We start from the raw sequence: 24,936 nt of genomic DNA, 5'->3' as shown, positions 1-24,936 counted from the left end.
CCGTAAATTTGAGCGCAGTTGCATTAGCGTTCAACCATACTAACAACGCTCAAAGCACGGTTGACTCTTGCAACACATAACGATTCTTCCCTGTTCGCTTTGCTTGGTACATAGCTTTGTCAGCCAGGTCAATAATGCCATCAAGCGATTCCATGGAAGCGACAGACCAGAAGGCAACGCCTAAACTCGCAGAGACCTGACAATGATGCCCTTCAATTTCAGCAGGGGTTGATAGAGCATCGAGCAACTGTTCCAGAATTTCGTCTATGTTGTACTGGCTCTCGACACCAATCAAAAATTCATCCCCAGCAAGCCTTGCCACCAACGAATGCTCCCCCACTCTCGCGTTCATTCGTTCGGCAACGACTTTGAGTAACTCATCGCCAATATGATGGCCAAATTGATCATTGACCGCTTTAAAGCCATCTAAATCAATAAACACAACAAACAGAGATAACCCGTAGTCATGCTGCTGTTGTAACGTTTGCATTGCGCCCACACGGTTAGAAAGACCGGTAAGTAAATCATGATTAACCTGATAGTTAAGCTTTTTAAGCTGTATTTTTTCAGACTCATCCCGAATCGCTAATACAAACGCCTCAACCCGTCCATGTTCATTGGTTAATGTTTTTATTTGAAGTACACAGGGAAACCACGCTTCATCTTCACTTTGTGCCTTAACGTGATACAACAAACTCCCTTCTGCTAGCAACGTCTTCAAGATGCGAATAGTCGGTGTCACTTTACCTTTAACGTTTATTTCAAAGACTTTCGCTCTCCGGCCAAACCACTTCACACTTGTCGGGTTTTGCATTTCAATATCGCCATTTCGGCTTAACATCAACATTGCCTCTTGATGCTGGTCAAACATCAATGCAATCAACTTTCTACGATGCTCCGCCAGATACTGCTCCGTAAAATCTTCAAACTGGATTAGCGACTGCTCCTCACTTCCTAGAGGGTGGCAGCTAACCATAAATCTCTGGTTAGTTTCACTTTTCCTTAATTCTACTTCCGTCAATATTGTTTGATGTTGAATGGCTTTGACGATTGCCTCAACCGTCGCTTTCGGTGTAAAGACCGCGTCTAACAACACTCTTGCATTACTAATTTTGTCGTATTTTTTTAGCTGATTCGCTGCATGAGGATTACTGTACATTATATCTAAACTTGGTGAGGTCACCATGACGCCTTTTTGCATGACATCGAGTGCTCGGTTTATATATCTATTCTTACTTTCTAGATGTTCTAGTGCTTGATGTAATTGGCGTTCACGCTCAAGCAAACTCACTACCATTGCGTTGAAACAGCGAGTTAATCGCCCTAACTCATCATTATGTAGCACTGGGATTTCACGTTTTTTAACCCCTTCTTTGATCATTGTTTCCATTGAGTAATGCAAAGAACTTAGCGGCATTACAATTAAATTGTGTAGGGTTCTCGCCAACTGCCACGCAAATAACGACAAGCATATCGTCAACAAGCTTAACCAAAACCACATATGTTGTTGCTCTAAATGCAACCGCTCTAACGAAACCCATACAACGAGCTCACCTAGATAATCATCGCCTAGCTCAATATTAATGGAGCGCTCAACGAAAGCGATATTGTCGCAAACCAACTGTTGTTGCATCCAAGTGCAGTGCGCGGGAGCTCTATCTATAAACGCCAAACGCGTGGATGTGACATCTCTCACCTTTGCTGCAATGATGTCAGGGTCGAAAGACAAATACGCCAATTGCTCCTGAGCGGTGGTTGCATCATCAAACATTAGTGCCGCTTGGAGCGTATTCGCCACCCCCTTCGATAATATCTTGACGCGAGTTTCAAGCGCTTGCTCTTGATAATGCCTCAACATCGTTATCGCACTAGAGCCAACGATAATCATAATAAACGTCACAATAAACCATGTTGGCAACATCATTTTATAGCGTAACGGCATGGCCGCAAAACGGTCGATTATCATAGCGACACCTCAACAATTTCAGCGACCTTTAGCAATTGCGAGCGTATCTTCACCCCACTTTGTTGAGCGTGGGCAGGAGCAATCAGAGGTTTGATTCGATTATTAACTCGAATAAAGGCTATCATTCCGCCTAAATCGATAAACTGCATACCATTACCAATTAAGAGAGCATGGGGAAATTGCGACTTTAGTCGCGATACAAGCGCTGCGCTTCCTGATTCAACATATAGAATGTGGCACGTGCTGGCTAAACTTAGAGTTTCAGAACCATAGAATGCCTGTTCGCCCAGTTTTGCTTCGACAATTTTCTTTAGCCCATCACCGACTTGAGATCCTCGAGCGACACAATATTCCTTTGCCGATACGCTTACGCTTTTCGGCCATTCCGCCAACATGGCAAACCGAAATAAATAGACCGATTTCAAATCATCATCACTATATTGGGAAGAGACGGGAAGGCTGTAACAAAACAAGCCAAACATAATAAACATACGGCGGAGCCAACGAGTACGTAACATAACGTGATCTTTCCGTTATTGTTTCAGCGAAGAGGCATAGTCCCACTCCGCGGTTACCCAATATTGGGTCCCATTCTGAAATGACCCATAGGTTTCTGGATATTCTGTGGTTTGATTTGCTGCTAAATTCTCCACAGATGCGGTGAAACGCGGGTATCCTTGCTTAGGCAACCAACTTAATGCCAATTCGACATTAAAAATACGAGGCCAACGTGTAACACTTTCACTGGTCGAATCGGGGTGTAAAACCGAAGGTGCCACATATTGCATCACGCTGCTTATCCAAAAGTTAGCGGATATGTCCCACATTAATTGGGCATTAACAAAATGGCTGGGATGATTTTCTAAACTATATTTGACTTCATTATTCTTGCGGCAGATGGACCCCGAGCAATCACCGATAATCCGCTTGTAGCTATAATTACTATTGAGCTGAACATTCTCCAGAGCTTGCCATTTTAGTGCAAACTCTCCACCATAGGTTCGAGTTGATAGTGGATCGATATACTGTGATACGTACTCTTCAATCACAGTCCCGCTTGTTCCCGGAGACGAACCACCAACAATAACCCATTGGTTAGATGACACACCTTTATAGGCTCGAATATTATCTCTTTGACTATAAAAACCGCTGACACTTAATTGCAGACGGTCTTCATTCCAAAAACGGTAACCAAGCTCATAGGTTTCAACACTTTCTACCGCGAGGTCTTCATTCCCTTTGTAGAGGTAACTATAAAAGTAATCATAGTAGTTACCATCACTAAATTGAGCACCTTCAATGTAGCCGTTTTGTTGGAAGTCAGTACTCAACTCAAGGCGTGACGGCGTCACTATTGCTCGCCCCCAACCTGCCCATAGCCTCTGTGAATCCGATAACGCATAGCTGAAACGCGCTTGAGGCTGAGGAGCAACGCTATTGGTAATATTATCGTATTGCCAACGAGAGCCGAGCATCAATGTACTTCTATCACTAATTGGCACGGTCCAGTTGGCAAACACCCCATAGCTCTGATTAAAAAAATCAGGCGATTGGGTTGTTCGCAAATAGGGCATACTGAATTGGTCTTGCTGAGTATATGTCGCGAATGTTTCATCAATTAAGCGAACATTAGCGCCTAGCATCAGTTGTGTTCCCGCCAAATCGTTGAGAGTGTAGCGACTATCAAGGTCAAGTCTCACGAACTGTGTGTTTCTATCGGTACTATCGTTAGAGCTGTAAGTTAACCAAACATCGCTTTCCCACATATCTGTATTTGCGCGTTCATAGACATGATTCGCGCCGACAAAATATTCTTGGGCCACCATCACTTGCTCAAAGTTCTGGGCACTCGGTTGACCTGGGAACAAGAAATGCGGATTGTACCTAGCCCACAAGTAATCTTCCTCTGAACGAATACCGCCAAACTGCACATTCCAGGTATTCTCTAAATGTTGGTAGTCCAACCGTCCACCGAACCGCCCCGTTAGCACCTCAAAATGCTGGTTAGGCTGAACACGCTCTTCGTCACTCGTCCATGGCATGTGCTCAACATATTCAAAATACCCACTAATGTGCGTCTTTGCGTTGAGTTGCGTGGCTTCATGAAGTTTTACTTCTTTGTATTGGTAATTGCCAACGCTAACCGACACCTTGCCTTGCGGTGCGTTTTCCGCATCAGCAGTAATGATATTCACCACGCCGTTAACCGCATTTCCGCCCCAAATAGTACCAACAGGACCCAGAACAATTTCTATCTGGGCAATGCTGTCTAAGCTCACCGGAATTAAATCCCAATCTACGCCTGAGAACATCGCATTAAAAACGCTGCGCCCATCAACCATCACCAGTAAGGAATTATTTAAGGCTTCATTTGACCCTCTGGCACTGATTCCCCAGTCATAATTTGAAAACTTCGCGATATGTAAACCCGGCGCAAGAGCTAAAACATCGGCCACCGAACGTGCACCTGAGCGGTTAATTTCTTTTGCAGTAATGACATAAACCGATGCAGGCGTATCCGCTAAGCTTTGAGCGCTACGCGTTGTGGATACCACTTTAGTATCAGCAAGTGATGATAAAGGCATATCAATTAACGACAACAAGTCATCTGACGCTAAAGTAGGTGAGACGAATAAGAGACAAGACAAATTAGTGAGAAACGAAGATTTCGCGGTCATGTTATTACTCAATGGCCGTGTACTGAAACAATATCAGATACAACTATAAAACACGCACAGGGCAGCATAATTAGCGGAGAAATCTACCATTTAAGCGTCTAATCACATATAAAAACCCACACAACCACTTATAATAATTTTGATCGTTACGATAGAAAGGTGCTATTAATCAGGCGATTAATCACAAGCTGTACGTATAACAAAGGCCTAGCTAGCATTTTAAACTGTCGCGATCATTTAGTTTCCAGCAATAACCAACCACTAGGTAACCATCAAGCCCATTAAAGCCGATAAAGGCCCTCACCTACTATGTAGGAAAACGTGAACCAAGCCGACACTAAAGCTGACATCAAAAGTTCGAGACCTATCTCTTCACGCTAACTAAACGCTTTTTGTTATCTGATAAAATCAACTAAGCAACGTTATCTACTCGTATTTTTTATCAGCTCGTTGACGCTATTTTGATCATTGGTCAGATTTAGTTTCAAAATTGAACCAACATTGATTACTCAGGAAGCTATCTCACGCGTATATCAGCCGTTACCGATAAATAAGCGATGATTACTGCATTTCTTTCTAACGTGATGATGATATTTGACAGATTATTGTCTACAATAACGCACTTTTTATTTATGTCAGGTCATGAACATGAACGACTCTAAGTCACAACCAGCTTTACCAGATCGCCTTGCAGGCAACCCTCGTAGCCCGCACCACGTTGCAGAGATTTTTGAGTACAGTATTGGTATTCGCCTTAATGGCAAAGAGCGTTTCGACGTAGAAGAATACTGCATCAGTGAAGGTTGGGTAAAAATCCCTTCACCGAAAGCGTTGGACCGTTGGGGCCAACCAATGCTGATCACGCTGAAAGGCACGGTTGAAGCGTTTTACAAGTAAACCTAATCCAATAAATGAAAAAACCTCCTTACAGGAGGTTTTTTTGTTATTTAACTCGTCCGTTTTAACGCACTAAGAATCCGAAGCGTTCTTCTGTTTTGCTCTTAGATCTTCCACGACGTAAGGTGGTGCAATTTTACCTAGCTCATCTAAACATGAGTTTGCATGCTCATTTCCATAACGCACATAAATGTCACAAACGGCATACAACTGCTCTGGGGCACCTGAAATCAAATACGCCTTTTCAAACGATTTTGTCGATTTATCAATGTCATACTCTTCTTGCAGGACACCGTTTAAATACCAGTAATAGCTATTATCTTTTGCGAGTTTTGCGGCGATTTCGATCTCATTTGCTGCGATCTTCTTTTCATCCATACGAACCAAAGTTAACGATTTTGCATAGTGGAGAGACGCCACATCTTTAATGGTCCTTATTGCGGTATCGAGGGTCTCTATCGCACGCTTATCTTGGTTTTGTGCACGATAATTATCCGCAATGTTTAACCACACTTGCGGATTATCATCGTGCTCGATGAGCAAAGTCTGATAGTGTTTATCGGCTAATGCCCACTCTTGATTCCAGCGTAATACATCGGCTAACAATAACTGGGAGTCAAAATCTTCTTTGTTGGCTAAATAATCCTTAAGTTCTGCAATAGGGGTTTCTAGCTGTTGCTGCTGGTCTGGCGTCACATTCGCGTAATCGCGCACGAGGCTAGCCGCAGCTGTCACTCGTACCACCTCGTTTTGATCTGTCAGTAATGGCGCAACAATACGCCAACGATGTTCTAGCTGATAAGGTTCAGCGCCAATTATTGCGGCCTCTCTAACCACGTAAGACGGATCTTTTAGTCCTCGAGCCACGGCCACCAGCGCATTTTGGCTAGGGTAATTCGCTAATTGTCTTAGCGCTTTAGCACGTACTTGTTCCGATTCATTGATATTCTGAGCAGTATAAGAGAGTTGGCTCAGTTGCTGATCAAGAGTTGTGGTCGCTGTTTGTTCATCGGCAGTGGTAACAGGTTGTTGATCCGGAGCTGTCCCAGGTGTCGCAACGTTGGCGGCGATAACGGACGCTGATGCAAGCGTCAAAAAAGCACAGGCTAACGATTTTTTCATTTGAGTCTGCTCCTAAAATTTGCTGTTAAATGACGCTGTCGTGGTGGTCTGTCTCTTGGACATCATAGCTTGGTGTTTGCGCAGTACTTCATCACTAAACTTACCGTGGGCAACAGGGTGGCCCGTCGCTCTTAAGATATAAGACAATGCCTTATCTGCATGTGAAAAAAACTTATGCCAACCTGCGCATAAATAGTTAAGCCCTGGCTCACCTGTTTTGGTTCGGATAAAGCGGTTCTTAGGACATTCACCATGGCAGGCAAATTTATAATCACAAGTCTGACACTGACTCGTTAATGTACGTGACTTAGCAAATCCAAAATTTTGCTGGGATGGGCTGTACGCCATTTCATCCAATTTTTGATGGTGAATATTCCCTATTTTGTATTCTGGGTAGACATAGTGGTCGCAGCTATACACATCTCCATTGGGTTCCATTGCCAACCCTTTGCCGCACAATTCATTGAGCGTACATAGTGGGTTAGGACGGCCCGTCCATGTTTCTACGCTAGCTTCAAAATATTGAACGAACACGTTACCAATATCGTTTTGAATCCACTCATCAAAAACCGCGATCAGAAAGTTCCCCCACGCCTGATCAGATACGCACCAAGGTTCTACGACGGAATCTTTATGACCCGGAATCAGGCGTTTATCGCCTTGTTTTAGCTGATCCGAAGCCGCCCACGTTTGCGGCGCTGTGGTGCGAAATGTTTTTTGCTCAACAATAGGAATAAATTGCATTTGAGGTGACTTAACGACATCTCGCAAGAATCGATAGACGTCAAGAGGGTTTTGACTGGTCAGGTTATTCACGCAGGTTAAGGTAGCAAACTTAACGTTATGTTTATGGAGTAACTCAACCGCATTCATCACCTGACGAAACGTGCCACGCCCTGCTCTGTTAGTGCGATAAGTATTATGAAGAAGTTCGGGACCATCAATGCTCAACCCGACCAGAAATTGGTGCTCAGACAAAAATTCACACCATTCATCATTAAGGAGCGTACCATTGGTTTGTAAATCATTAGAGATCAAAATGCCTGCAGGGCGATACTTCGCCTGTAGCGCGACGATTTTTTGAAAATACTCCAACCCAAGCATGGTCGGCTCTCCGCCTTGCCAAGAGAAAATAATCTCAGGTGTATTTTGTCCTTCAATGTACTGACGAATGTAGGTGTCTAACGTCTCGTCATCCATTCTAGGAGAGCATCCTTTTTTGTATTCCAGCAAGTCCTGTTTGCTTAAGTAATAACAGTAAGTACAGTCGATATTACATGCCGCACCAATGGGTTTAGCCATGGTATGTAATCTTTTCGACGCTTTACCGTTAAATTGAGGGCCTTGAGTGATATGCATACTGGGAACACCTGAAATGAGTTGATCTTGGCCATCATAATTCTCATTCACTCTATTTACCCGTTATACCCTTTATAACCAATTGGAATGACCAAAATCGGTAATCTAGTCTCCCACACAAGACCGGAGAACCCTGTCATGCCAACACAAAAACGTAAAACCTATATTGGGTGCTGTGCCCTTTCATTAGCCCTTGTCATGACAGGATGCGCGACACAACCTAGCCACCCTATTGCCAAACTTATCAATGATGATCTTGTTTTAGTTGAAGGCGGTAGCTTTGTTATGGGCTCTGATGAGGATACGGCTTCGAAAGCAGAGCAACCCTCTCGTGAAGTGAGCGTTGATAGTTTCTATATTTCAAAGTTTGAAGTCACTCAATCGCTATTTGAATCTGTGATGGGCTCATCCATGAGCTACTTCTCCGGCGCGGATATTCCAGTTAACAATTTAAGTTGGCAACAAGCTAACTATTTTATTGAACGCCTTAACGAGTTAACCGGTGAAACCTACCGATTACCTACCGAAGCCGAATGGGAGTTTGCGGCGAGAGGCGGAAATAAGAGTCAGGGTTATACCTACAGTGGCTCCAACAACATCGACGATGTCGCATGGTATGCGAGTAATTCAAACAACCAAGCGCACCCCGTCGGGTTAAAAGCGCCAAATGAACTGGGCATATTTGATATGACGGGGAATGTCGGTGAATTCGTTATTGATGCGTTTGATGACACTTATTATCGTTACGGACCAACCGACAACCCAAACAATGCTCATGATAGCAACATCAAACTCGCCCATAAGTCATTGCGTGGTGGCAGTTTCTCATACGCAGAGTATGACTCTGAAAACTATCGCCGTGATTTTGCCAGCCAATCAATCATCATGTCTGACATTGGTCTGAGACTAGCTAAAGACCTTTGAGCAACTGAATCATTAGGTTAATGTCGTCGAACATTAAAGTTTGGAACTCGACAATAAAGACTAGAAATATGACAATAAAGCTCGAAATTTTTCGATGCTTTTTGTCGTCGTTTATCTTCTGCTGTCGTTTATCTTCTGCTCTGAGAAAGTTTTGCCCCTTTCTTCGTTAACGTAATTACTCAGTGGCAGATCGTGCCACTGAAATCGCAGTACTTTTCCTCATGTCTGGTACCGAAAGCGGATGCTCACTTTCTCCCAAAAGTGAGCAAAAGAGACTTTCTTACGAGCAACTTGTGTCTGCATAGTCATGCAATATCAATGAGAGATATTGAACTAGGAGCTATACAAATTACGCCCTCGCGAAATAACGCGCTCGATCCGATCTTTCATTAGGTGGTAATTTTCTTCTACTGAACGGCCATGTTTTTCTGATGTGTCGACTTCTACAATTGGAATATCAAACCATTGAAAGACCTTGTGGTAGGCTGTTTCTACACAATTATTTTGCGTAATAGCATCACCGTACCACTGAACATTGCCACCTCTGGACACTATTCTGCTATTTATTGTTTCATTATCGGCCTTAATGAATACTATTACATCTGGAAGACGTATTTTTTTATTAATTAGAAGAGTATCAAAGATATTTTTGACAATATTTTCACCAAGCATAATTGTTTGGTAAGCCAAAGTTGAAAAGATATATCTGTCTAGTATGATATCTTCATACTTTAATGCCCCAGAAATCTCATGACTCTTCAGTAAGTTATTTAACAAAAAAAACAGAAATGCACTTTCTTTTGACTCGTAAGAGTCAATGAGCTTCCTCAAATCATGAGCTTCAGCCACAACCGCATTATGAACATTAGTATTGATTTCTTTCGCATATATGGAGCTTAGTGTCGTTTTTCCACATGCATCCAGCCCCTCAAAAACGATAAATTTCTTCATTTATTCCTCATCTAATACATTGTAATTCTTCAGCATTAACTAGAGTTCGTATAATAAAAAATCTAGTTGTATTTCACTTTTTGTTAGTAGGATTTATTAGATTGTTACAATATCTATATTGGCTTCTTTATATCTTGAAGCAAACGTAATTGGATTAAACTCTATTTGAGAAAGAGCTTTTTCCACACCGCATGAATTAATGCATTCGCTGTACTTATACCCAGACTTATTGGCAGTATTTTGGTAAAAGCAGCCCTCTGGGCTAATCATTAAGTATGATTCTGTCATAGTAGAATTAGACTCAGAATACATAGGTAATCCTAACCCAGTATGCCTTTGAACAAAATTATCGAACCGTTCTTTGGAAATAAGTAGTTCATTATCACCATAAGGCATGACCTGTAATACTTTCCATTTGTATGGCTTGAGATTATAAATTAAATTAGAGAAATCCTCGTCCCAATTAAGGCTGTTAATTACAGTGTTAATCTTTGTTTTGATTCCTGTTTGTGACTGTGTCAGGGTCACTAGAGCTTGTGTTAAATCATTAACACCAAAAGAGTTCCCTTTTCGATCGTTTCTTCCGATTTGCATACGTGTATTTAAGTACTGACTGTCAAAGCTGATTCCTATCATGTCTAAAGTATCTTTAGGCAACGGTGATTTTCCATGAATGAGGTAATGTCCATTAGTTATGGTTGAGGTTTTAAATCCTTTTTGCTTTGCCAGAACCAAAGCGGTGATGAACGTATTTCCTAACATCATTGGTTCCCCTCCTGCGAAGTTAAGACGAACACTTTCGTAACCCAGCTTTTCTTTTAAGACTGGAGAGCCTTTGATGAAGTAGTCTGCTAGCTTATCCAATAAGTTAGCGATTGCCTGCTCTGAACGATGGAGTTCTTTGGGGCGTCCCCATTTTGCAAAACAGTATTTACAACTGTAATTGCAGACTTCTGTCATATGCCAATTGATAACCAGTTCATTTGCTTTTCTAGATTGTGCTGTTGTCATTTTTCTTGTCTCAGGTATTCAGATGGCTTCATTATGATAAAATCGGTTCTGTAGAAAAATGAAATTCAACATCCCCCCCCCATCAAATTTCTTTTTCTAATGGAAAACGAAACAATAAAAGGACATTCAATGGCTACTTTCCCAACCTTCGAGTCGGTACTTCTTCAGATTGCTAAATCACTTGGTGCCAATGGTCAGATGAATTCAAAATCGAAAACCAAGTTTAAATATGTCGATATGGAGATGGATAACTTGTCTACTACTTGGGAAAGAATTTTGACTGATATAGCGGATGCTCTAGGGCTTGATGAAGGAGCTAAAAAAGATCTCATCTCCAACGTTGCAGACGATTACCTGCTGCATAAGAGAGTCGAGCTTGAAGTTTATTCTTCAAAAGCGTCACAAAGAAAGATTGTCTGGCACTATTTAGCTAGAATTATCATACCAGCTCTAGCGAGACATACGGTATTTTGGCAAATTGAATCAAAAATGGATAAAGGTATGCCAAGTGGCCGCTTTTGGTATCTTCCAGCCGTAGATTCTCCGATTGAACCTACGCAACTTCTTCTCCCTGTACCGCAAGTCTTGAATTGGCTTATCGACTTAATCCAAAACACCAAAACATCTATTGCTAATAATTTAAACAACGATCTAGATAGAGTGGATAAATACGAGAAAGTATTAAGGAATCTTTACAATTGGCAAAAATCCAAGAGTACCCCTGAAATATCAAGTATCGAGAAAACGTTTTCGGACGAAGTGAATATACAGTTTGGTGGCTGCTTTGAACCTAATGAAAAGTCTTCACAGTTTAAACAAGCTCTGACGTTTATAGAAAAAAAAGGCTTGTCTGCTGAAGCATTACAGCATGAAATAGATATTGATTTAAAAAGGCTAAAACGAATACTAAGTGGCGAACGTTCTACAATTGAGCAGCATGAATTTGTACAAAAACTAAGAGTACGTTATCAGGCCCCAAGCCCCAAATTGATACGTATAAGATTACGTATCGCTAGAGCTATTCAAGTCGGATATGAACAACTAGTTAAGCTTTTCAACCCCCAAGTGGATGAGCTATGTTTTGATATTAATGAAAATAAAACACTCCAATTAGTTGAACTTTACAAGTATATATATAATCTGACTTTCGAGGCTCATATTCAAAAAAGAAGTTTAGGACACAATGAGGAAAATAAGTATTTTGAAGAACAACTTCCTTCTTTTTTAATGTGCGATTTATTGCAACTTTTTACCTCAGCCAATGATTACCATATTCCATGGAGCGCTACAGATAGAATTAACGAAATTTTTAGCCGTTCTGGAGAAGAGGATATATTAGATAATATCTTTCCTACGTCTGAATATGAATCTAAAAAAATGCGTAAACTTATAAAAGAAGAAGGTGATTATTCAAATGATTACCTTATGCGTAGAGATGTTTTGATAGATAAGCTAAAACAAAACAAAGCTCCATTTAAACAATTACAGAATATAGATGATTTTGAGTTGGTATATGGGGCTAGAATTATTCAGGTAAATCAATATTCAAACCCTAATATAGGTGACATGATTGTTGAAAGGTTAAAATTTCTAGAAGCCACACCTACTGAGTCAATGAAGCGAATATTATTTGAACTAGAAACTCATCTACTCCTTAAGAAGTTTGGTTCAAAAACTGAAGAAGAGGTAACTGCTTTACTAGATGAGGCGAAAAATTGTGATGATTTTGAATTTTCAAAAGCAAATATACTACGTTATGAAGCACTTCACTATATTGCGCAGCACAAGCTTAAAGAAGCAGAAAAAAATCTTAATTTGGCTATCGATGAATGTAAGAAATACAGCTTTGGAAAGTTTAGAGGGTTGTTAGCCAGAGATGCATTTGCATTGGCTATAGCAAACCAAAAACTCATTCCTAATAATCACGAAAAGTACTTTAGAGACATGTACTACTGGGGGGGGCTGAAAGGAGAACCTAATATTTATGACGTTTCGCGTGAGTTACATGAATATTTTTGGGAAAAGTTGTATCAATGCTATCCTAACTATCAACCACTTTTTGCTTCTTGTTCTAGCGATATGGAAAAGTTTAGTCGTGATTTCGCAGAGTGTATAAAAAATGGACGTTCTATTGATCTAGTACTTAAAAAACACAAAGCTTTAAAAAAGAAACAACTGAAATATCCACAAGCAGATAGCATCATTTTGCTAATGATGAAGATGAGTTACGAGTTGCTTCGGAAGTTAAATTATAACAAGCAGATGGTTCCAACAGACATTGCTAATGAAATTAGTGATGCCTGTAATGGGATGATTCAAGGTATCCGTAAGGTTATCGAGCTATGGCCAGAAATTGTTAATATTACAGACTTTAAATATCAGACGCCTTTGATGTTTGCTGCAAACAACAAAGATTATCAAACGGTAAAAGCATTGTTGAAGGCTAACGCAGATCCTAATAGGCAAGATTTTAGAGGTAGAACAGCGCTTCATGCCGCTGCGGCTAGCCGATGTTGTAAATCTGCGTCACTCCTACTAGAGCATGGCTGTGATGCCGCTATAACTAACCCAGAAGGTTCAACAGCGTTACATACTGCTATCCGTATGGGAGAAAGAGCTATAATCGAATTATTAATAGAAAAGCGACCAGAGTTGCTAAAGATTGAAGATTCAAAAGGCATTCTACCTGAACAGTTGGCTAGAAAAATTGTAACTGAACCACTTATCTACGAATCACTAAAACAATTTCTCATATCCGAAGATAGAATTGTAGTTAGTCTCGATACGTACAAGAAAGTTTTAGAGGTTTTTTAATGGTAGGCCTATTGGTGTTGAAATCTATTTTTGGGTACGAATATTTCTGTGGAAAATTGCATGTTCTGCTTAAAAACCTGCATAGAATAAAACTAGCACAACAGGTCGAGGATGGAAATTTTTGTCCGTTTTTTTGAATTTCAGGAATAGTGATAAGCAGTACCTGATTATGCTGTTGGATACTAAAAGTTATTAATAGGGTAGAAATCAGTCCGTTGTCGTAAATTAAAAGTGTCCAGAGACGTGTTATGCCGCCATGCTTTGGGACAATAACGATTCAGCTCTATCCCGTTTACACAGCAACCAACTCGATTATTCACTTAACTCGGTATTCGAAACTGCTGGTGCGGACAGACCCTAATTACCAAGAATACTTGGCAAAGAGAAAAGCCAAAAGGCTAGCTCGCAACTCTTGGAACAAACTGCCTATAAGTTGCTTGGTATCAAACGATGCTTTTGTGAAGCTTGAGCCTAGCGCAGTGAAAGTTGCACGCTGGGTTCGTAGGGAGACGGCACTTGGTAACAAGTGTCATCTCCCCGACCATTGTGTTTTACGTTAAATTTTCTGCACAACATTTAGTTTGGTATTTGATTGACTTTTCTTCATGACAAAAACTCTAGCGATGTGGAAAATTTGTTCGCCCACCACGCTTATACCAACTCAGCTAACATCTCATTGCTGTACGGCTTTATTTCCTGTTGAGTTTTTACCCTTTCGATATAGTCTGGGTTTGCAATCAATGGACGTCCAATAGCCACTAAATCAGCATCTCCTCTCAATAGCATTTCCCGTGCACTTTCAGCGCTATATCCGCCACTCGCGATAACTGTTCCTTGATACAAACGTCGGATATATTGAGTAACCGATCCATCAATATGATGATAAGGCTTATCATCAACAGAGCTGTTATGAACATAAGTAAGTTCGTACTGATTAAGCTGCTTCAAGTAGTAATCTGAAATCACTTTATCTTCTTCATTCTCCTCTAAATGCAAATACCCGATCGGAGATAGACGAACGCCCACGTGTTCAATCTCTTGTTTGACAGCCTCAATAATCTTGAATAGAAATTGACTCATTTTCTCAGGCGTCCCCCCCCATGCGTCGGTTCGTCTATTTGTCTCCCAATGAAGAAACTGATCGATTAAGTAACCGGTCGCGCCATGAATCTCAATACCATCAAATCCAGCCTTACGAGCATTAGCGGCCGCTTGTTTAAACTCTCCTATCACAGAAAGAATAACTTCTTCACTCATTTCCTGAGGCATACCATATTCCAAGTCTTTGCCTCGTGGCACTCTCCCCTGCAAAGGAACAGCAGAAGGCGCTAAAGGTAACTGGCCATCAAGATAAAAAGGATGAGAGACTCGACCAACGTGCCAAAGCTGAGCAAAGATTTTGCCTCCATTATGGTGAACTTTATCAGTCACCTTTTTCCAGCCCTCAATTTGATCGTCATTGTATAAGCCTGGTGAGTTTGGGTAGCCTTGAGCCATTGTCGAAACAATTACGCCTTCAACGATAATCAATCCAACGTCGGCTCTACGAGCGTAGTATTCCGCCATAGCAGCCGTCGGAACCAAATCATCACTCGCCTTTGAGCGACTCATTGGAGGCATAACGATACGATTATCAAGATTCAGATTTTTACCTAATTCAACGCTTTCAAACAAAATATCTTTTTTCATATTGTCTCTTTTCACTACACTGTTATTACCATCTTTAAATATTCAAACTTAGTCGTGCTGCGACGGCTGTTTGCTGGAAAGAATCTTAACCCTAAACATAAATGACTAGAAGTATGCTAAGTTAACTACCAAGTATGCGTTTTTGGAATATTCAAGATGGATCAGTTAGGTGCAATCCGGGCCTTTGTCAGAGTGGTTGAAACAGGCAGTTTCTCTGCAACGGGAAAAGAGATGCTCACGACTCAAACCACCATTAGTAAAAAGGTGGCGGCATTGGAAAAAAAGGTTGGTGTGAAGCTGTTAACTCGAAGCAGTAGATATCACTCATTGACCTCCGCAGGGGCGCAATACTATGAGACATGCGTTGCTATTTTGAGTGAGCTTGATGAAGCAGAAGCAAAAGCTCGTTTGGAAGTGTCTTCGCCCCAGGGTGTGGTCAGTGTAGCAGCGCCTATTGCGTTTGGCCGACTTATCATCGCACCACTAATAATACAGTTCTTCGACCTGTACCCGAATATAAAAATCAATTTGCTCCTCAATGATAAGCATATCGATTTGATCAGCGAGGGGGTAGATGTTGCGATCCGAGCAAAAGAGTTGGAGGATTCATCGCTTGTTGCAAGACATCTTTTTGACGATCCAATGCTAACGTTAGCGTCCCCTAGCTACTTGGCCAAGCACGGAGAGCCAATGTCCCCCGAAGAATTAAAAAATCACAACTGTCTGGTGTACTCTAGGTTGCAATCATCAAACCTCTGGCGTTTCACCAGGGAAGAAAACACAATGTCTACAATCGTGTCTGGCAATTTTCAATGTGATAACGGTGACACATTGCTAGAAACAGCACTAGCCGGTGTAGGTCTAGTTCAACTGCCTCTTTGGATGGTAAATAACGAGCTCTCGTCAGGCCAATTAAAGGTTGTTCTAGAGAACTACTCTAGCCAGAGCCTACCCTTTAATGCCATTTACCCACGAAACAGATACACCCCGTTGAAAGTTCGTTGTTTTATCGATTTTTTGAAAACTGCATTATCTGAAGGCAGCGATATTACATGCAGAAATAAAGGCTTATTAAGTCGCTAACGTTAAGGACTGATAACCAAGATTTCGCCACCTTTGTCATAGGTCATGATCTTCATTGCTCACATCCATTGTCGCCAAACGATGTTTGTAGTGGACAAGGGAGTTTCATCCACCTGATGTAGGCTGGTGGCATCGTTAAAAAACTAGAAGTAATCCGAAAAGTCAGAGTGTTCTGTGGATCGCGACTCGGAACTATCCATAAGTGAGTTTCGAACTTTGTTGTCGCGCTTTTTGGGGTAGCCACGTTGATAGAGCCTAGGTTTCAATCTTTAATGTCACATTTGGCCTCTGGTAGCCACGATAGAAACGAGCTTCGGAAGTGACAAAGTTTTAAACCTTAATGTCCTCCGACAGTTACGAGTGTATTAGCCGCAGTCACAGAAACGAGGACAAAGGATGGTCCTTCCGCTCTATCGTCCCATCGTGTCATCATTCCATCGCAATATAACTACGCCGCTTCATTCACCCAACGTTCTTTGCTGAGTCCAGTGTTTGGCTGCTTTTTTAAACTTGGCTCTTAACCAACGATGACTGCTTTCTTTCGTTCTGCTTGGGTGCCAAATCATCGATAAACCAAGATCAGGTAACTCAAAGGGCAGCGGTACAGCCTTAACTTTATATTTATCAGAAAAGTCCGTGATGGTTGCCCCAGGTAGGATCCCTATATAATCCGTGCCAGCGATAACTGGCAGCATTTCTATTACACCCGCCGCTCGATAAACCACCCTTCGTTGTTGAAGCTCGCTAAAGTCTTCAGCCCCTAATAGACTCCGTCTTGCGTGCCATCGTGATACCACAACGTGTTCTTCTTTAAGAAAGTCGACCATCTCTATCGAATGACCAATTCTAGGGTGTGTTTGGCTACACACAACGAACAAATCTTCATTATACAAGACTTCATGTTTTAACGACGTTCGCCCTTTCGGGGTCATATCTATTATCAAATCGTAACGTTGCAAACGTAGATCCGACTCATAGTCCTCAGTAAACAAGGGGTGCACTTCTAAGAAAATGTCCGGCGCCGATGCACTAATGAGCTTTACGACAATAGGAATGAGACTGAAATTTGTCGGGGATACGCAGGCAATTGAAAATATCCGCTTCGATTTCTTTGGATTGAAATCACGAGAAGCAGAAAGTGTGGACGTGTAGTTTTTTAACGCAGCTGCCAACGCTGGGTATATATCACTAGAAAAAGGGGTCGGCTCTACGCCCGCCGCGTTTCTATGAAACAATGGATCATCATAAATATCGCGCAGTTTTGCTAATGCTTTACTGACCGCAGGCTGGCTAATATCCATTCGGTTAGCCGCTTTAGACAGATTTTTTTCTTCATAAATCGCAACAAAAATAGGGATGAGATTCAATTCTGTGTTTTTCATAAGCTTCCATAGCAACTCCGCCAAAGGCAGCGTTGCTGTTAAAATCGACACCGTCTGCAATGTCATGTCACAGACACTATTGAGAATGCTCGCGTCTAGAGTCCTCTGGCAACGTCAGCGCAGGAGGACATATCCGTTTTCTCAGGGCAGTCAACGCTGACCTGCCTTTTTGACTTTGTGTTGCCACCTCTTCACCTTGTTTTAGGCTCACTTTACGCCACACCTGCATTAACAAACTGGTGCTTTCTTCCCCCGTCTGCCACTGCCTAGCTTGCTCTTTCCAGTCGGCACTGTTTGAAGCTGTCGATAAAGCGACTTGCCCTTGAGACATCTTTAGCTTTCGATAGGTCAGTAAGCGCAACCGCGAAAAGTTTTTATTTTTCAATGCGAATAGTAAATGAAAACCGTCTGAAAAACCTTGCTGTTGAACACGTCTGTAAAGCAAAACGCTGCCAGCAATAAGCGTTATTAGTAAAATTGCCACGCCAACAAGCCAGCGTTGATATTGAGCAACAAATGACGAAAACGTATGACCAACTGAAATCGTTTTACCTTCCAAGGTCACCGTTTCCAATGTCTTTTTATTGCTGTTCCACCAAACAACATCAATGTCGGGAAGTGTAAAGTTGCCGCCCCTTTGCAAGACATAAGTATGTTGTTCAGTTCGCTGCGCGTTATACGCCCCCCTTTCATGACTGTCACTTAGGCGATCAGGTTGACGATAAACTTGATAGGCATGCGTAGCCTCTTGGGGGATCAAGCTAGGGATAAGAATAGAAAGGGTATCATCAGCGTTAAGCGTGACCGTTCGAGTGATTGACGCCCCTGCCTTGAGTTCATCGCTCGACATCTCCCATTGCTGCGTTAGCGACATGTCGCTCGCCGACAGCCAAGACTGCTGCTCCGACAATTTTCCTGTCGGCATGCTAACATCAAACGACATCGGCTGTGTATATAACGTGCGAGAAACCGAGCGCACATTTGGCGTCGATACCTGTGTTTGGATGGCGACCGGCGGAATAACAAATGTGCCAGAGGTTTGTGGATATAACGTCACTTCCCAACGCTGCTTTGACCAAGTGACGCCATTGATACGCTCTGTTGAGTTTATGGCCAATGGGTTACGTTGCTTAGCAATAAGGTTAGGCACATCGATCCGGCTAATGCGCGTCCCGCCCGTAAACCAACGTGGTGTCGCGACTTCAATCGTCAAAATTATTTGCTCATTAACGGTAAACTCATGATTTTTTGAGACATTCTTCCGATTCGAGTTCTCTTTTTGCCCTAACCAGGCCGACATTTTAACGGTCTGTATCTTCGAGCCGCCCTTCTCATTAGCCAAAACCGAATGAGGCAGCATCGCGACTGTCGCAAGCAACACTAAGATGAAGTTAGATTTAAGGCTCACTTGCTTTCTCCCAACGCCATTTGATCACGATATTGAAGTTGAAATTTGGCACGTAAAAATTGCTTAGGATCGGCTTCTACTCGTTTTAACCATTTATCTGCAAGCGCCTCACTACCCAAGATCTCATTAGCATTCAAACTCTCTTTTTTCATCAATATACCCGAGGCCATTTCTTCTGCACCATCCGCCGTTTGAGGGTTGTCCCCTAATTCAATCGACTCTTCCATACTTTCAGTCGTGTTGGTTTGGCTCTCGCTCACTCGATTGATTTCTTCAATAATGCTTTCCATGACCTCCAAATTCTGGGTGGCATTACGTCGTAAGTTGTCATCAATGGCACTGGACTCTAAAACGGTCTGAAGCATATTTCTTGCGGCTAGATATTCTCTTTGACGAGCAAGGGCAATGGCAGCGTAATAATCACCTTGTTCATTGTCCATTTTGAGAAACTCCGCATGCGCCAAGCGATACTCCATGCCGTAATAGTAAGCCACGCCTTTGTATTGAGGTTGCGTATAATGCTGCGCCGCTTCGAGATAACGCTGTTGGTCGAACAATCTCTGCCCTTGCTGATCTTGCGTAAACCAAAGATCCATCCACCATTGATACCCCTTATCCCCTAGCGTTCGCGTTTGCATTGCTTCGTTGCCGCCTGTCTCAAGGCTAGATGTCTCACGGCTAGAGGTATCAAGGTTAGATGTCTCAACGTTAGATTCAGCGCTCCCCTGTAGCAGTACATCTTGGTTGGCAAAAGCCGTTGAAGGCGAGATCGTGGGGCCAACCAACGCGATAAGCAGGCACCATTGAACCAACCAGCCTTTTCTAAACCAAAGCAACATCAGCAACGCAATGGGAACCAATAAGCCATACCCCATGTCTTTCCATGGCATGGCCGACTCTCCATTGATTTCCATATGCGTATCGATATCGCGGGTCAATGCCTGAATATCACGGGTATCAATACTCGTCTCAACAAGGCGACCATTTGCGGCATCGACTAATTGCTTTAATGACACTAAATCTAATGGACTATTAGTGACAATGTCACGGTTACCCATCGCAAGCACCAACAGTTGAGTAGATGATGAGCCAAATTCAGATTTAAAAGCATCAACCGTTGCTGGTGTCGCACCATCGGTTATGAGCAGCACTGTACTGCCAGGCTGGCCGTCAAGTTGTTGTTTCACTATCGGTAAGCTGTTCTCTGCCGCTTTCCCCGCCACAGGCATAATTTGTGGGTCTATCGCCGCAAGAAATGGTGCAAAAACGCGATTGTCCTGAGTCGTAGGCATTGCAAGATGCGCCGAGCCCGAATAGACCACAAGCCCCGTTCTACCACCCTGTCGTGTCTCTAGCAAATCGTGTATTTTATGCTTGGCTCGCTCTAAACGATTTGGCGCCACATCGGTTTGCAGCATACTTTCGCTAACATCCAGCACAATCATTAAGGACGCTTTATCTTCACCAAAGGGCGAAGCTTGACGTTGCCACGTCGGTCCAGAAGCAACGATAATCAGCAGACTACTACCGAGTACCAACATTTTTAGCGGTAACTGGTTATTCCATCCTTGTGATTCGATAGTCAATGCTTGCCGAAGGTGTGACGGTAAAAATCGGCTATCTTCAGAATTCGCATCTTGCTTCCATCGCACATAAAACACGACAGCCATCGGGATCAATGCCAGTAGCCATAATGGCCGTATAAAATGGAACTGTGTACTAACCTGTTCTAACCACTGGGTGTCTATCATAGCTTACCTCCCGCTTTCTTATCTTCAGCGCTTTTTGGCTGAACGGGGACAAATCGTCGAATCACGCTTGCCGCAGTAAATGCCAGCAGGACTAAAACAATCACAATGGACACAAGATAGTGATGTAGACTTTGCTTTGGTCTGAAACTGGTACTCTCATATAGTCTTGGCTCGAGTTCAGAAATCACTTGGTATGCCGCCGTTAGCGAATCTCGATCGAGCGCCTCGAAAGACTCGCCGCCGGTTTCACTCGCGACACGACGAATAGTATCCATGTCCAACGCTTGTTCTCCAACAGTTCTAGGATCGCCCATTGCAATCATATGGATACGCACGCCCTTTACAGCGGCCACTTTGGCGGCATCAATCGGCTCAACAAAGCTTCCCGTATCATTACCATCGGTCAAAACAATCGCCACTTTTTCTCGCTCAGAATCATTGGTGTTGTCTTCTTTCTGATTTTCAAACACCTTAATCGCTAGACCAATGGCATCGCCTAGACGAGTACTTGGTCCCGCCATCGCGACACTGGTTTGCTCTAAAAGCGCTCGCCACGCTTTATGATCAGCGGTAAAAGGGGCTTGTACAAAAGCCGCATCACCGAACAAGATCATCCCTAAACGGTCGCCTTCTCGCCCATCGGCAAACTCGTTCAACACATCTTTAGCGGCATCTAAACGCGACACTTTCTTACCTTGGCGAGAAATAAAATCTTCTTCTGCCATGGACCCAGATAAGTCGAGCACCACCATGACATCGCGCCCAAAGCTTTCTCGATATTGCGGAGGCCCAAGTAAGGTTGGTTTTGTTAGCGCCAGTACCACTAATACCCACGCGGCCAAAAGTACCACACGTTGCCACCCGCGCGCTTTGAGTTGATGGGCGCCTTGTCGTGGCGGCTCCCCTAGAGCATCGACAAGCAATTGGAAAAACGGCACTTTTGTCGCTTTTTTCTTTGTTCTATAAGCAGGAATAAGATGATAAATAACCAAAGGTAACGGCAGTAATAACAGCCAGAATGGATGTACTAGCTCTAAACTGCTCCATTGGAATTGACGGATATCAAGACCAGTAATGCCTAAACTAGCAAGTAACATGTGCGTCTCCAGAATCATGATGAAGAATCCACTGCTTTAACTCACTCACTAAAGTGTGCTTTTGTTCACGGGTTAACGCTGACTTCGGATTGACGATACTCTCCATCCACTGCATACCTAAATGCTCATCAACATGGCAATACTCGTTAGGTGCCCAAACGGGGCTAGCTGGATTCATACGGTCTAACGTAGTAAGAAAATCCACACCATATAAGGATGCCGCCTCCTTGTCTCGATAGCGCAATACCGCTTTCATCACTAAAAACAATTGGTACTCAGCTTTGGGGTCAAGCACGTTAACTTGCTCTATCGCTTGCAATGCTTCGTCACGATAACGGTTCTTCCACCAATGCATCATTAATTTGGCGATAACCACCAGCAATAGAGCGACAAGCACCACTGCAACCATCTTCCAGCCTAATGTTTGAGGAAACCAGCTAATGGGTTCAGGTATGTCGACATCCACCATCTCTCGAAGGATGTAAGTACTTGGCGGTTTATGCACCATCGTTGCCGCCTCCCACCGTTTTCTTGAATTGGGCAATGTGCTGCCCAGATGTATCCAGTTCGACTAACGGAATGTGATAACGATGCATCAATTTGGAAAGCTGCTCTCGCTTGGAGTCAATACGGTCTTGTAACTCACGATTGACAACTTGTAGCATCGCATCATTTTGAATACTAATTTGTTGGGCACCGTTACCCATCACCCAACCTTGCGTTGAAGCATGAGACGGCAACTGCTGTTCGAACTGGTCAGACACCATGATGGCGAGTACATCATTGTGCTGCTGTAGACGTTGTAAGTGGGAAATATTTTGAGCACTCGCATCACTCCAATCACTGATCAGTATCAGCGTTGTCGATTTAAGCTTTAAGCGCAGCAGTAACTGAACAATATCGTCAAAGTGTGTGCCTTTTGCATCGACACTTTCGGCATCAAGCATCTGATTTGCATGAGCAATGCGTTTTAACTGCGCCAACAGATCATTTTGGGATCGCTTCGACTTGCTCCACGTCAAACGCTGGTTATCGGCGAGCAGAAAGCCAACTCTATCGCTGTCTTTTAGTACCCGCCAAGCACACAGTGCGGCAATTTCTGCCGCAACGACTGATTTCATGACATCCACAGAAGAAAAAAACATCGCACTACGTTGATCAACAACAATCACAACATCTCGATCTTTCTCTTCGGTATAAGTACGAACGTGTGGCTTGCCTGTTCGCATTGTCACCTTCCAGTCTAAGTTTCGAATGTCATCACCGAGTTGGTAATGGCGCAGTTCTTCAAAATTGAGGCCACGACCTCTAAACAGAGATTGATGTCGCCCTGACAACACACTTCCCGCTTTTAGGTTGGGAAGCAAATGAAAGGATTGAGATTGAGACTGCAAGCGAACCAATTGCGGATAATCACAATAAATTCGTGCGTCGAGACTTACCGATTTAGGTGGCGTAGTTGGGCTGACCATATCAATGATGCCCTCTATCCGATTTCAACACTATCAAGTAACCTGTCCACGACGACTTGGTGACTCACACCATCAGCTAAAGCGTCATAAGACAAACTAAAACGGTGACCAAGAACCATAGACGCCATTGCTCGCACATCATCTGGCAAGACATAATCTCGCCCTTCTAACCACGCATTCGCGCGGGCACATTTATCCAAAGCGATGGACGCTCGTGGACTGGCTCCGACTGCTATCCATTCGCTTAGCTTGCTGTCTGGGTATCGCTCGGGTTTACGTGTCGCCATCACAAGCGCCACAATATACTTTTCAACCAAGTCTGACACGGCAATCTTCGGCAATTCGCGGCGGGCTTGATGAATTAATTGAGGGTCAATCGGAGGTAAAGATGATGCATGTTCGGCTTTGCGATCGTTCTTCTCTTCCTCACTTCGTACTAAACGAATAATGGCAAGCTCGGCATTATCTTCAGGGTAATCCACGTTTACTTTCATAATGAATCGATCCATTTGCGCTTCAGGCAAAGGATAAGTGCCTTCTTGCTCCACTGGGTTTTGAGTGGCGAGAACCATGAACAATTCAGGTAATACGTGAGTGTGATCGCCTACCGTTACCGTTGATTCTGCCATTGCCTCTAACAACGCAGCTTGCACTTTAGCGGGGGCTCTGTTGATTTCATCCGCCAGGACAATGTCATTGAATATAGGACCTTGCTGAAAGGTAAGCTGTGGCTTGCCCTCTAACTCTTGATATACCTCCGTACCCGTGACATCGGATGGAAGTAAATCGGGTGTGAACTGAATTCTACCAAAGCGACTATTGAGTGCATTCGCCAATGCTTTAACAGAACGCGTTTTCGCGGTCCCCGGTAAGCCTTCTAATAAAATGTGGCCGTTGGTGAGTAAGCCAAGCACCAGTGCTTTTACAACATGCTGTTGTCCCACCACATCTTGCTCAATACGGGTAATGAGTTCGCTTATTTTTTGCTGTGCTTGGTTCATGTGTCATCTCATCAAATTAGGTACTTTGCGTGTGCTGAGTGTTTAAAAAAGCAAACAAGCTGCTCACGCGAGAAATCAAACGGTTATCACTTTTAAAGCAAACAAGAATTTGATCTATTAAGTATTACGGCCGTCAGTTGTTACAGCCATCAGTTAGTAAACAATATCGGGGATAATTAGATAGTAGTCTAGGTTCGATAGTACTCAAGCTGCTCATAACCTTTGGTTATAGTCAGTATAAAGCGACGCATACAGGTAATAAGATTAGTTTAGCTGCCAGTAGGACGCTTCGAAGACATCGCGTCCCAACATCCAATCACAAAATAACAAT

The 24,936-nt window shown here is 43.0% G+C and carries 19 protein-coding genes; 4 read left to right on the top strand and 15 right to left on the bottom strand.

The features are described from left to right. Window positions 1–49: 49 nt before the first annotated feature. From M9196_RS16110 to M9196_RS16100, 3 genes are read right to left on the bottom strand one after another with little or no spacing between them, the layout of a single operon-like run. The gene (locus tag M9196_RS16110) at window positions 50–1,966 is read right to left on the bottom strand and encodes a diguanylate cyclase domain-containing protein (RefSeq protein WP_250618547.1); all 1,917 of its coding nucleotides are present in this window, start codon (window positions 1,964–1,966) and stop codon (window positions 50–52) included. Continuing rightward, window positions 1,963–2,484, bottom strand: a complete 522-nt coding sequence (locus tag M9196_RS16105) for a YfiR family protein (protein ID WP_250618546.1) — start codon at window positions 2,482–2,484, stop codon at window positions 1,963–1,965. The genes M9196_RS16110 and M9196_RS16105 overlap by 4 nt, the downstream gene beginning before the upstream one ends. 15 nt (window positions 2,485–2,499) lie before the next feature. Then, window positions 2,500–4,644 carry a TonB-dependent receptor plug domain-containing protein gene (locus M9196_RS16100; protein ID WP_250618545.1) on the bottom strand — a complete coding sequence of 715 codons (2,145 nt, stop codon included), beginning with the start codon at window positions 4,642–4,644 and terminating at the stop codon, window positions 2,500–2,502. Between the two features lie 648 nt (window positions 4,645–5,292). Between M9196_RS16100 and M9196_RS16095 the strand changes: the two genes are divergently transcribed. Beyond that, on the top strand, window positions 5,293–5,541 hold the full coding sequence (locus M9196_RS16095; protein ID WP_250618544.1) for a DUF3297 family protein: 249 nt from the start codon (window positions 5,293–5,295) through the stop codon (window positions 5,539–5,541). 72 nt (window positions 5,542–5,613) lie between these two features. On the opposite strand, the gene M9196_RS16090 is transcribed toward M9196_RS16095, so the two are convergent. Further along, a complete protein-coding gene (locus M9196_RS16090) occupies window positions 5,614–6,663 on the bottom strand; it encodes a tetratricopeptide repeat protein (protein ID WP_250618543.1) in 1,050 nt (349 codons plus the stop codon). 12 nt (window positions 6,664–6,675) lie between these two features. Continuing rightward, a complete protein-coding gene (locus tag M9196_RS16085) occupies window positions 6,676–8,022 on the bottom strand; it encodes an anaerobic sulfatase maturase (protein ID WP_250618632.1) in 1,347 nt (448 codons plus the stop codon). A gap of 198 nt (window positions 8,023–8,220) precedes the next feature. Here M9196_RS16085 and M9196_RS16080 point away from each other — a divergent pair, with 198 nt between their 5' ends. Then, on the top strand, window positions 8,221–8,946 hold the full coding sequence (locus M9196_RS16080; protein ID WP_406707695.1) for a formylglycine-generating enzyme family protein: 726 nt from the start codon (window positions 8,221–8,223) through the stop codon (window positions 8,944–8,946). 333 nt (window positions 8,947–9,279) lie between these two features. On the opposite strand, the gene M9196_RS16075 is transcribed toward M9196_RS16080, so the two are convergent. Beyond that, the gene (locus tag M9196_RS16075) at window positions 9,280–9,897 is read right to left on the bottom strand and encodes a deoxynucleoside kinase (RefSeq protein WP_250618541.1); all 618 of its coding nucleotides are present in this window, start codon (window positions 9,895–9,897) and stop codon (window positions 9,280–9,282) included. Between the two features lie 96 nt (window positions 9,898–9,993). Then, entirely contained in the window at window positions 9,994–10,908 is a 915-nt protein-coding gene (locus M9196_RS16070; RefSeq protein WP_250618540.1) for a viperin family antiviral radical SAM protein, read from the bottom strand. 129 nt (window positions 10,909–11,037) lie between these two features. Between M9196_RS16070 and M9196_RS16065 the strand changes: the two genes are divergently transcribed. Beyond that, window positions 11,038–13,722 (top strand): ankyrin repeat domain-containing protein, encoded by a 2,685-nt coding sequence (locus M9196_RS16065; protein ID WP_250618539.1) that lies wholly within the window; start codon window positions 11,038–11,040, stop codon window positions 13,720–13,722. A 651-nt stretch (window positions 13,723–14,373) separates the two neighbouring features. Here the strand turns inward: M9196_RS16065 and M9196_RS16060 are convergent. Next, complete coding sequence (locus M9196_RS16060; RefSeq protein ID WP_250618538.1) at window positions 14,374–15,411, bottom strand: alkene reductase; 1,038 nt, start codon at window positions 15,409–15,411, stop codon at window positions 14,374–14,376. A 156-nt stretch (window positions 15,412–15,567) separates the two neighbouring features. Between M9196_RS16060 and M9196_RS16055 the strand changes: the two genes are divergently transcribed. Then, complete coding sequence (locus M9196_RS16055; RefSeq protein ID WP_250618537.1) at window positions 15,568–16,494, top strand: LysR family transcriptional regulator; 927 nt, start codon at window positions 15,568–15,570, stop codon at window positions 16,492–16,494. Between the two features lie 458 nt (window positions 16,495–16,952). Here the strand turns inward: M9196_RS16055 and M9196_RS16050 are convergent, their stop codons facing one another. The 7 genes from M9196_RS16050 to M9196_RS16020 all read right to left on the bottom strand — a co-directional run bounded on the left by M9196_RS16050 (window position 16,953) and on the right by M9196_RS16020 (window position 24,605). Further along, window positions 16,953–17,876: a LysR family transcriptional regulator gene (locus M9196_RS16050; protein WP_250618536.1), complete on the bottom strand. Its 924-nt coding sequence runs from the start codon at window positions 17,874–17,876 to the stop codon at window positions 16,953–16,955. 76 nt (window positions 17,877–17,952) lie between these two features. Further along, window positions 17,953–19,284 carry a BatD family protein gene (locus tag M9196_RS16045; protein ID WP_250618535.1) on the bottom strand — a complete coding sequence of 444 codons (1,332 nt, stop codon included), beginning with the start codon at window positions 19,282–19,284 and terminating at the stop codon, window positions 17,953–17,955. Then, window positions 19,281–21,035 (bottom strand): VWA domain-containing protein, encoded by a 1,755-nt coding sequence (locus M9196_RS16040; RefSeq protein ID WP_250618534.1) that lies wholly within the window; start codon window positions 21,033–21,035, stop codon window positions 19,281–19,283. Before M9196_RS16040 ends, M9196_RS16045 begins: the two co-directional genes overlap by 4 nt. Beyond that, window positions 21,032–22,132, bottom strand: a complete 1,101-nt coding sequence (locus M9196_RS16035; protein ID WP_250618533.1) for a vWA domain-containing protein — start codon at window positions 22,130–22,132, stop codon at window positions 21,032–21,034. Before M9196_RS16035 ends, M9196_RS16040 begins: the two co-directional genes overlap by 4 nt. After that, the gene (locus M9196_RS16030; RefSeq protein ID WP_250618532.1) at window positions 22,119–22,640 is read right to left on the bottom strand and encodes a DUF4381 domain-containing protein; all 522 of its coding nucleotides are present in this window, start codon (window positions 22,638–22,640) and stop codon (window positions 22,119–22,121) included. Before M9196_RS16030 ends, M9196_RS16035 begins: the two co-directional genes overlap by 14 nt. Beyond that, the gene (locus M9196_RS16025; protein WP_250618531.1) at window positions 22,630–23,604 is read right to left on the bottom strand and encodes a DUF58 domain-containing protein; all 975 of its coding nucleotides are present in this window, start codon (window positions 23,602–23,604) and stop codon (window positions 22,630–22,632) included. Before M9196_RS16025 ends, M9196_RS16030 begins: the two co-directional genes overlap by 11 nt. A 14-nt stretch (window positions 23,605–23,618) precedes the next feature. Next, window positions 23,619–24,605 carry an AAA family ATPase gene (locus M9196_RS16020; RefSeq protein WP_250618530.1) on the bottom strand — a complete coding sequence of 329 codons (987 nt, stop codon included), beginning with the start codon at window positions 24,603–24,605 and terminating at the stop codon, window positions 23,619–23,621. Window positions 24,606–24,936: the final 331 nt, after the last annotated feature.

It is taken from the genome of Vibrio methylphosphonaticus, assembly GCF_023634655.1.
Lineage (GTDB): Bacteria > Pseudomonadota > Gammaproteobacteria > Enterobacterales > Vibrionaceae > Vibrio > Vibrio methylphosphonaticus.
This window is presented reverse-complemented; position numbering and strand designations above follow the sequence as displayed.

Excerpts from the sequence above, each read along its gene's own strand:
- M9196_RS16030 (WP_250618532.1), bottom strand. The coding sequence starts at position 22,640 with ATGGTGCATAAACCGCCAAGTACTTACATCCTTCGAGAGATGGTGGAT.
- M9196_RS16060 (WP_250618538.1), bottom strand. The coding sequence starts at position 15,411 with ATGAAAAAAGATATTTTGTTTGAAAGCGTTGAATTAGGTAAAAATCTG.
- M9196_RS16110 (WP_250618547.1), bottom strand. The coding sequence starts at position 1,966 with ATGATAATCGACCGTTTTGCGGCCATGCCGTTACGCTATAAAATGATG.
- M9196_RS16065 (WP_250618539.1), top strand. The coding sequence starts at position 11,038 with ATGGCTACTTTCCCAACCTTCGAGTCGGTACTTCTTCAGATTGCTAAA.
- M9196_RS16095 (WP_250618544.1), top strand. The coding sequence starts at position 5,293 with ATGAACGACTCTAAGTCACAACCAGCTTTACCAGATCGCCTTGCAGGC.
- M9196_RS16035 (WP_250618533.1), bottom strand. The coding sequence starts at position 22,132 with ATGTTACTTGCTAGTTTAGGCATTACTGGTCTTGATATCCGTCAATTC.
- M9196_RS16105 (WP_250618546.1), bottom strand. The coding sequence starts at position 2,484 with ATGTTACGTACTCGTTGGCTCCGCCGTATGTTTATTATGTTTGGCTTG.
- M9196_RS16090 (WP_250618543.1), bottom strand. The coding sequence starts at position 6,663 with ATGAAAAAATCGTTAGCCTGTGCTTTTTTGACGCTTGCATCAGCGTCC.
- M9196_RS16025 (WP_250618531.1), bottom strand. The coding sequence starts at position 23,604 with ATGGTCAGCCCAACTACGCCACCTAAATCGGTAAGTCTCGACGCACGA.
- M9196_RS16050 (WP_250618536.1), bottom strand. The coding sequence starts at position 17,876 with ATGAAAAACACAGAATTGAATCTCATCCCTATTTTTGTTGCGATTTAT.
- M9196_RS16100 (WP_250618545.1), bottom strand. The coding sequence starts at position 4,644 with ATGACCGCGAAATCTTCGTTTCTCACTAATTTGTCTTGTCTCTTATTC.
- M9196_RS16085 (WP_250618632.1), bottom strand. The coding sequence starts at position 8,022 with ATGCATATCACTCAAGGCCCTCAATTTAACGGTAAAGCGTCGAAAAGA.
- M9196_RS16070 (WP_250618540.1), bottom strand. The coding sequence starts at position 10,908 with ATGACAACAGCACAATCTAGAAAAGCAAATGAACTGGTTATCAATTGG.
- M9196_RS16020 (WP_250618530.1), bottom strand. The coding sequence starts at position 24,605 with ATGAACCAAGCACAGCAAAAAATAAGCGAACTCATTACCCGTATTGAG.
- M9196_RS16080 (WP_406707695.1), top strand. The coding sequence starts at position 8,221 with ATGACAGGATGCGCGACACAACCTAGCCACCCTATTGCCAAACTTATC.
- M9196_RS16075 (WP_250618541.1), bottom strand. The coding sequence starts at position 9,897 with ATGAAGAAATTTATCGTTTTTGAGGGGCTGGATGCATGTGGAAAAACG.
- M9196_RS16055 (WP_250618537.1), top strand. The coding sequence starts at position 15,568 with ATGGATCAGTTAGGTGCAATCCGGGCCTTTGTCAGAGTGGTTGAAACA.
- M9196_RS16040 (WP_250618534.1), bottom strand. The coding sequence starts at position 21,035 with ATGATAGACACCCAGTGGTTAGAACAGGTTAGTACACAGTTCCATTTT.